The sequence below is a fragment of the uncultured Helicobacter sp. genome (assembly GCF_910577135.1).
In the GTDB taxonomy this organism is placed as follows: domain Bacteria; phylum Campylobacterota; class Campylobacteria; order Campylobacterales; family Helicobacteraceae; genus Helicobacter_C; species Helicobacter_C mastomyrinus.
The window spans coordinates 20,727-28,057 of record NZ_CAJTLL010000022.1 but is presented as its reverse complement, the minus strand read 5'-3'; the positions used below and the strand labels follow the sequence as shown (position 1 = coordinate 28,057).

Sequence of the window (7,331 nt, the reverse complement as noted above, 5' to 3'; positions counted from 1 at the left end):
TAGCTGTAATAACGCCGCAGGAATAAAAATCTTTAAAGCTTATCACATTCAAAGATTCTGTATAGGGGTTTGTGGGTTTGGGATAACCATTAAGAGAGAAATTCGCACTTCTGGCACTTTCTCCAATCACAAGGAGGACGATTTGTGGCGGAGTATTAGCTGCTAAATGCGCATCTTGTGCGATAAGTATGGGCGTAAATTGTCGCTCCTGTGAGTTCTGTATATAAAGGATAGTAGAGCGAATGGGGGCAATGGGATTAGGCATAGTGGCTAGGCTTTTTTGTGCTTTAAAAACAAAGATAATATCTTTACCCCAAATTGCGTAGCTTGCGCTTATAAATATGCTTAGAATCCCAAGTATGTATATCTTCTGCTTACAGGCTTGCATAAATGGAATCTTCTTAAGTTTGATAGCACTAAGAAGCACGCAGGGCAAGATTCCAAGGATTGTTACATAGCCTATAAATCCAAGACTTATCATATCGAGGGCTTCATCCGCGTGGGTTTCTAATACGCTTTGTATAATATCCTCATTGATAAGCACCCCTAGAGAATCCATATAGAATCCACACACGCTACTTAGTAGCAGGATAAAGCCCAGCATATACTTCACACTAAATCGTAGGCATAAAATTTCTAATCCAAGCATTAAAATGCCTATATGGATAAGTGCATTAAGCCACGTGAGATAGGAAAGCTCTATACGTGTGGCGAGTTCATCAAAAGTAGTATTAAAAGAATGATTAAGGCATAAAACGATAAAAATCGCACCAAATAGTGTAAGAAAGTGGTAATTAAGTGGGAAGCGAAAATATTTCTTTAAAAGAGCAAACATTGAAAAAAGAGATAAGCGCTAAAGGCTCTGCTTAAGAGAGCCTTATGGGATTAAAGAATAGCATCAAGCTTTTCACGAATAGTTTGCTCTGGCAACGCACCTGTAATTTGATCTTTTACCTCCCCATTTTTCATAAATAAAATAGTAGGGATATTTCTAATGCCAAATCGTTTTGAAAGTTCGGTTTCATTATCTACATTCACCTTACATATTTTTGCTTTACCTTCATAATCTTCTGCAAGTTTGTCAATTACAGGAGAAAGCATTTTACAAGGATTGCACCAAGGTGCCCAAAAATCTACTAATGCCACACCGCTTGTAATCTCTGTGTCAAAATTATCATTACTCAATTCTATATACTTAGCCATCGTTTCAGCTCCTCAATAAAAGATGATATGTAAATGCTACCTTTAAATCGCATTGCTACGATGTATGAAGCATTTATGTGCCTATTATATATCGCTTTGTTTAATAAATTTTATCCATATTTGAGAATTTTTATAAAATTTATAGATTTCTGTTAAATAATACTTAAAAATTTAGCATGTTGAATTTGCCATAATGACGTGTTTGCACGAGCACATAAGCCCATCTCTTGCGTAGCATCACTCTTGCTGTTGCCTTTGATAAAGCTTGGCTCGCAGCCGCTAAAATCTATATAAGCCCTCAAATGTGCTTCTCACATTATTGTATATCGTTACTAAAGATGAAAATGTGTGGAAAGCTAAAGCGATTTTTCAGGATTTGTATGGCTTGATTATAGTATGTGTCACCAGGTCGCACATAAGCGACGTTTTTATCAAGTAGATAATCTCTTAAATGCACGTGCAGGAAAACACTTTCTTTGGTGTTAAGTATTTTTTTTCTTTAAGTTTTTGATTGTATTTGCTAAGAGAGCGAGCAAGCGCAAAATCTTTTTTGTAAGATTCGATATAAATTATCTAAATAAGCAATATTATGAAAATATCCGTGAGGCATAGGATAGGGTGCAAAAGCTTTGTTTGAAAAATGCTAGAACTTTGTTGTTTTTGTGGGGTTTCTTACACAGTATATTTGTGTTGCAGATAGTAGGGGCTATAGGTTAGATTTCATTTGAATATGCCATTGCAGTATTTTTGATAGAGATAGCGTCAAGGTAGCATTATAACGGGGGATAAAAGATAGGAAGCAATGGTATGTTTAGATTTATAAAGTGGCAGTGAGAGGTTGAAAGAAGCAATTTCTAATAAATGAATACTATCCCCCCCCCCAGCGTGTAGAATCTATATGATTATATGCTGTTGCACCTTTGCTCCATAGCTTTTGCAAAAGCGTAAATAAACATTTGATTGCCTAAATCACCTACAAGCTTAATAAGTATTAAAACTCCCTTCGTAATGTAGTTACGTAGATTGCAAGTGTAGTATAATTATCCTCAAAATGGCATTTTATGCTAAAATGTAGTATTTATTTTATATTTTTTAAGGATTCTGCAATGCTACAAACCATCAATCTTTCAATGCGATATGCGACAAAAAAGCTTTTTGAAAATGTGAATATCAAGCTTGATGTGCATAAACGTTATGGGCTTATCGGGGCAAATGGCGCGGGGAAATCGACTTTTCTTAAAATTTTGAGTGGCGTGTATGAGGCAAGTAGTGGCGAAGTAGTGATTGATAAGGGCTTGAAGATGGGGGTTTTGGGGCAGGATCAATATGCCTTTGAGGATTTGAGTTTGAAAGATGCCGTGTTGATAGGCAATAAGCGGCTTTATGAGGCGATTAAACGCAAGGAATACTTATATGAAAATGGCGATTTGAGCGATGAGCAGGTGAATGTCGAGCTCGTGGAGCTTGAAATGATATGTGCTGAAGAAGACCCGATGTATGAATATGATGTGGTGATTGAAAAGATTTTAGAGGATTTGGGCTTTGCGAGCAGCATTCATAACGAATTGATGAAAACCATCACCGGTGGCGATAAGTTTAAGATTCTCTTAGCACAGGTGCTTTTCCCAAAGCCCGATATACTTTTGCTTGATGAGCCGACAAATAACCTTGACTTGCCTACAATCGCGTGGCTTGAGGAGAATCTCAAGCGGCACGAAGGCACTTTGGTGGTGATTAGCCACGATAGGCATTTTTTAAATAGTGTCTGCACTCATATTTTAGATATGGATTTTGGCTCTGTGCGGGAGTTTAGCGGGAATTATGACGATTGGTATATTGCCTCAACTTTGATTGCTAAGCAGCAGGAAATGGAGCGTAACAAAAAGCTTAAGGAAAAAGAGGAATTAGAATCCTTTATTGCGCGATTTTCTGCTAATGCGAGTAAGGCAAGACAAGCTACGAGCCGACAAAAACAGCTTGAAAAGCTTGATATTCAAAGCCTTGCTGTGAGCTCAAGGCGAGACCCAAGTATTGTGTTTAAACCCAATCGTCCTATCGGTAATGAAGCTCTAGAATGTGAGGGAATCACCAAGAGTTATGGGGATTTATGCGTGCTAAAAGATGTGAATCTAAAGATTCTACCCGGCGATAAAATCGCGCTTGTGGGGGCAAATGGCGTAGGCAAATCGACATTGTGTAAGATTCTCATAGAAGAGCTAAAGCCAGATAGTGGTGTCGTAAAATGGGGTGCGACTACCCAAAGGGGCTATTTCCCGCAAAATGTGAGCGAAGAAATAAAGGGCGAGGAGACCCTCTATGAGTGGTTTAGGAGCTTTGATAAGAAAAAGGAGAGTGGTGAGATACGTAATGCGCTAGGCAGAATGCTATTTAGTGGAAAGGAGCAGGAGAAGCCTATAAACGCGCTTAGCGGAGGGGAGAAGCATAGAATGGTGTTAAGCAAGCTAATGCTTGAGGGTGGCAATTTCCTCATACTTGATGAGCCCACTAATCACCTTGATTTAGAATCCATTATCGCACTAGGCGAGGCATTGTATAAGTTTAGCGGTAATGTGATTTGTGTAAGCCATGATAGAGAGCTAATTGACGCGTATGCTAATAGAATTATAGAGCTAAAAATCGATAGTGAAAATCCTACAAATGGCGCACAGATAATTGATTTCCGCGGTAGTTATGAGGAATATTTGGAATCTTGTCTTTGAAACTTATTAGAAACAAATGTGAGAATAGAGTTTTCTGTAATCTGTAAGATTAATTTTTGGCAAAACATTTTTTTAAAGAAAGTGAATCCATAATTTGGCAAATGCCTTGCAGGACTATTTTATGCAGGTAAGAATACGTATAGATTATACTCGAATCTCTAGCTTATCTATGCCTTAGCTAATAAGCGAGTTTTTAGGGTGTCAGATCTCTAGTCTCCCCACAAGTGAGGTATATCTTCGCTGACATAAAAATTAAATCGCACAAAGTGCCAACCTCTTAAAGCGTCGTAAGGGGGTGAGAGGATAATCTAGCGAATAACAATAAAAAAGAGCGAGGCATATGCCGAGCTGACTTTGCGCTTGCGCTTTAGCACTAGCCTACACTTGCACATTTAAGCCCCTCCCCCTTATAAAAAGAAAGACTAGAGAATAAACTAGAGTTTCTCTAATCTTTTTCTTTGGGCTGGGGTTGTGTATTGGCATAATCAATTATACGTTGGATAATCATATCAAGGCTTAAAATTTCGCTTACAGCATCCATTTCTATAGCTTTTTTTGGCATACCAAACACTATACAATCTTTTTCATTTTCTGCTAATGTATGTGCTCCATTATCATACAATTCTTTAAGCCCTATGCAGCCATCATCTCCCATACCTGTAAGAATAATGCCAAGCGCAGAAGCACCTGCTGCATTATTCGCACTGCGGAAGAGAATATCTACACTTGGTTTATGGCGTGAGATTTTCCTCTCTTCATTGAGTGGATAGGCACAATATGAACCCATTACAAAATCAACTACCATATGTTTGTTACCAGTGGCGATATAAACGCAATTATTTTTTAATGACATTTTAGTGGTAACTTCGTAAATGCTAAGCTGCGAGAGGGTATCTAGTCGCTTGACAAATGAGGAACCAAAACTTTGTGGGATGTGCTGCACTACAGCGATAGGTGGTAGCTGTGCGGGCAGGCGTGAAAAAATATATGAAAGTGCATCAACTCCGCCTGTTGAAGCACCAATAACCACAAGTTTGCTACGATTAATTTTGCAGGGATTGCTTTTAAGGATAAGATCGGGATGGTATTTGATAGTTTTCATCAACATCGCTACGCCTTTATCTTTATAAAAGTTTTATTGCCAAGTTTCTCAAATTTTTCACTCAGGTGGAAGAGGATTTCACTATGCCCTAGATAGAATGTTCCATCAATACGCAATGTATCAATTAGTCTTGATAGAATCTCTTGCTGGTCTTCTTGCTTAAAATAAATAAGCACATTGCGACAAAAGAGTATGTCAAATTCTTCACGTATAAAGGGATAGGATTTGCTAAAAAGATTCGTTTGCTTGAATGTAAGCATATTTTTGAGTTTATTTTTTGCTTTAAATAAGCGCACAGATGGGTTTTTACCATCATCAAGGGCATCAAAATATTCATCTATATCGCACCAATGTGGAAATTTCTCAACTTTAAAATCAATTGTATAAATGCCTTCTTTGGCTTCTTGCAATACATTTGTATCAATATCAGTAGCTACAATGCTTACAGGGATGCTAGATTTGTAGAGTTTTTTTGCATAAAGCACACTCATAGCAATAGAGTAGGGCTCTTGCCCCGTAGAGCTTGCGCAACAATAAATTTTAATAGGCTTATTAAGTCTAAAAAGTGCAGGCAATGAGCGATCAATCATATCTTGAAAGTGAAAAACCTCACGAAAGAAGTCTGTTTTGTTTGTGGTGAGGCTATTGATAAATTGCTGTTGGATTTTAGCATTACTCTCAATGTTTGAGAGTAATGTATCTATGTTATATATTTGTGTATCGCGCATAAGGTGGTAGATTCTATTTTTTATCATTGCAAGTTTTGAGTCATTTAAGAATATACCGCTATATTTATAGAGCTTCTCTTTAATCAACGAGAGTTGATTTTCATCAAGCATAACCACCTTGCTTTTCTCCTTGATCGCTTATTTGATAACAATGGTTTTTGTGCCGCTGCTGCTATAAATAAGGATTCTTTTATTTTTACCTTTTAATCGTGTGAAAGCATTGCTTAAGTCTGCAGGCTTTCTAATAGTGATATTCTCGACTTGTGCGATAATATCACCTACTTTAAATCCAACTTCACTTGCCTTTGAATTAGGGCTGATACGTGTAATTACAACACCATTAATACTATCGGGTATTTGGTATCTTTGCCGTAGTGTGGGGGTTAATTCCTCTACACTTAAACCATCTATAACTGAAGAAGAGCCATTCTTTGACGTATTTTGTGTATTTTGAGATTTAGAATCTTTAAGTTCAGCAAGTGTGATTTGCGTTACCCTTTCTTGCTTATCGCGAATAAATTTAATAGTAACCTTTTCATTGGGAGGCAGCATACCAATGAGGTTTTTAAGTTCCGTGGCACTTGATACTTTTTTATTATTAACATAGGTGATGAGATCCCATACCATAAGCCCAGCTTTTGCTGCAGGAGATTGTGGCTCAAGGCTAATAACTACCGCTCCGCTATTATCTCCATAGCTTTCTTTGAGGTCTTCGCTCACATCTTGAATCCCCACACCCAAAAATCCACGTTTAATGCTGCCTTTTTCAATAAGCTCTTTGGCGATTTTCTTTGCCATATCCGAGGGTATGGCAAAGCCAATGCCGTGATTACCACCTGTGCGTGAAAGGATAGCCGTATTAATGCCAATGAGTGCTCCACGAGAATCCACCAATGCACCGCCAGAATTACCTGGATTAATCGAAGCGTCAGTTTGGATAAAGTTTTCATAATCATTGATTCCAATACCGCTTTTATTGAGGGCAGATACAATACCTTGTGTGATACTCTCACCCACACCAAAAGGATTGCCAATAGCAAATACGACATCGCCTATAAGCACATTGCTGCTATCAGCAAAACTAATAGGAGAGAGATTGTTAGCGTCAATCTTAATCACAGCCAAATCGCTACGTGCATCAGTGCCAACGACTTTTGCAGTATATTCTTTGCTGCTATTTGAAAGTGAGACAAGCACCTTATCAGCATCTTCAATGACGTGATTGTTAGTAATGATATACCCATCATTAGAGATGATTACACCGCTACCAAGGCTACGTTCTATACGTTCTTTAGGGATTTGCCCATAAATATCACCAAAAAATTGCTGAAAGAAGGGATCGTTAAACATAGGGTGATTAGGGAGAGAGTTGCTTACATTCTTTTGCGTAGAGATATTTACCACCGCTTTTTTGGCTTCTTCAATAGAGGAATTAAAGGAGTAGAGCGTGTCATTTCCTGTTTGTGGGGTGATACGTTTTTGAATCTTGGGCGCTTCTTTAAAATCCACCGCCACACTAGGACTAAAGAGAAACATTAAAAAGCATAAACATAAAAGTGTGTATCGCATATCTGCTCC

The 7,331-nt window shown here is 38.0% G+C and carries 6 protein-coding genes; 1 reads left to right on the top strand and 5 read right to left on the bottom strand.

The genetic code is table 11. The features are described 5' to 3' along the window. The coding region (locus tag QZ289_RS09470) for a phosphoethanolamine transferase domain-containing protein (protein ID WP_295701960.1) at positions 1-835 on the bottom strand (835 nt) is incomplete at its 3' end. A 50-nt stretch (positions 836-885) separates the two neighbouring features. Beyond that, complete coding sequence (gene trxA / locus QZ289_RS09465; protein WP_295701958.1) at positions 886-1,203, bottom strand: thioredoxin; 318 nt, start codon at positions 1,201-1,203, stop codon at positions 886-888. 1,106 nt (positions 1,204-2,309) lie between these two features. Between trxA and QZ289_RS09460 the strand changes: the two genes are divergently transcribed. Beyond that, on the top strand, positions 2,310-3,923 hold the full coding sequence (locus QZ289_RS09460; protein ID WP_295701956.1) for an ABC-F family ATP-binding cassette domain-containing protein: 1,614 nt from the start codon (positions 2,310-2,312) through the stop codon (positions 3,921-3,923). 445 nt (positions 3,924-4,368) lie between these two features. Here QZ289_RS09460 and QZ289_RS09455 read toward each other — a convergent pair whose 3' ends face one another. The 3 genes from QZ289_RS09455 to QZ289_RS09445 are packed head-to-tail and all read right to left on the bottom strand — an operon-like array spanning position 4,369 to position 7,322. Beyond that, on the bottom strand, positions 4,369-5,031 hold the full coding sequence (locus tag QZ289_RS09455; RefSeq protein WP_295701954.1) for a CheB methylesterase domain-containing protein: 663 nt from the start codon (positions 5,029-5,031) through the stop codon (positions 4,369-4,371). A gap of 2 nt (positions 5,032-5,033) precedes the next feature. Beyond that, a complete protein-coding gene (locus QZ289_RS09450; RefSeq protein ID WP_295701952.1) occupies positions 5,034-5,870 on the bottom strand; it encodes a protein-glutamate O-methyltransferase CheR in 837 nt (278 codons plus the stop codon). Positions 5,871-5,891: 21 nt separating this feature from the next. Then, positions 5,892-7,322 (bottom strand): Do family serine endopeptidase, encoded by a 1,431-nt coding sequence (locus QZ289_RS09445; RefSeq protein ID WP_295701949.1) that lies wholly within the window; start codon positions 7,320-7,322, stop codon positions 5,892-5,894. Positions 7,323-7,331: the final 9 nt, after the last annotated feature.

Coding starts and splice junctions, on each gene's coding strand:
- QZ289_RS09460 (WP_295701956.1), top strand. CDS start 2,310: ATGCTACAAACCATCAATCTTTCAATGCGATATGCGACAAAAAAGCTT.
- trxA (WP_295701958.1), bottom strand. CDS start 1,203: ATGGCTAAGTATATAGAATTGAGTAATGATAATTTTGACACAGAGATT.
- QZ289_RS09445 (WP_295701949.1), bottom strand. CDS start 7,322: ATGCGATACACACTTTTATGTTTATGCTTTTTAATGTTTCTCTTTAGT.
- QZ289_RS09455 (WP_295701954.1), bottom strand. CDS start 5,031: ATGTTGATGAAAACTATCAAATACCATCCCGATCTTATCCTTAAAAGC.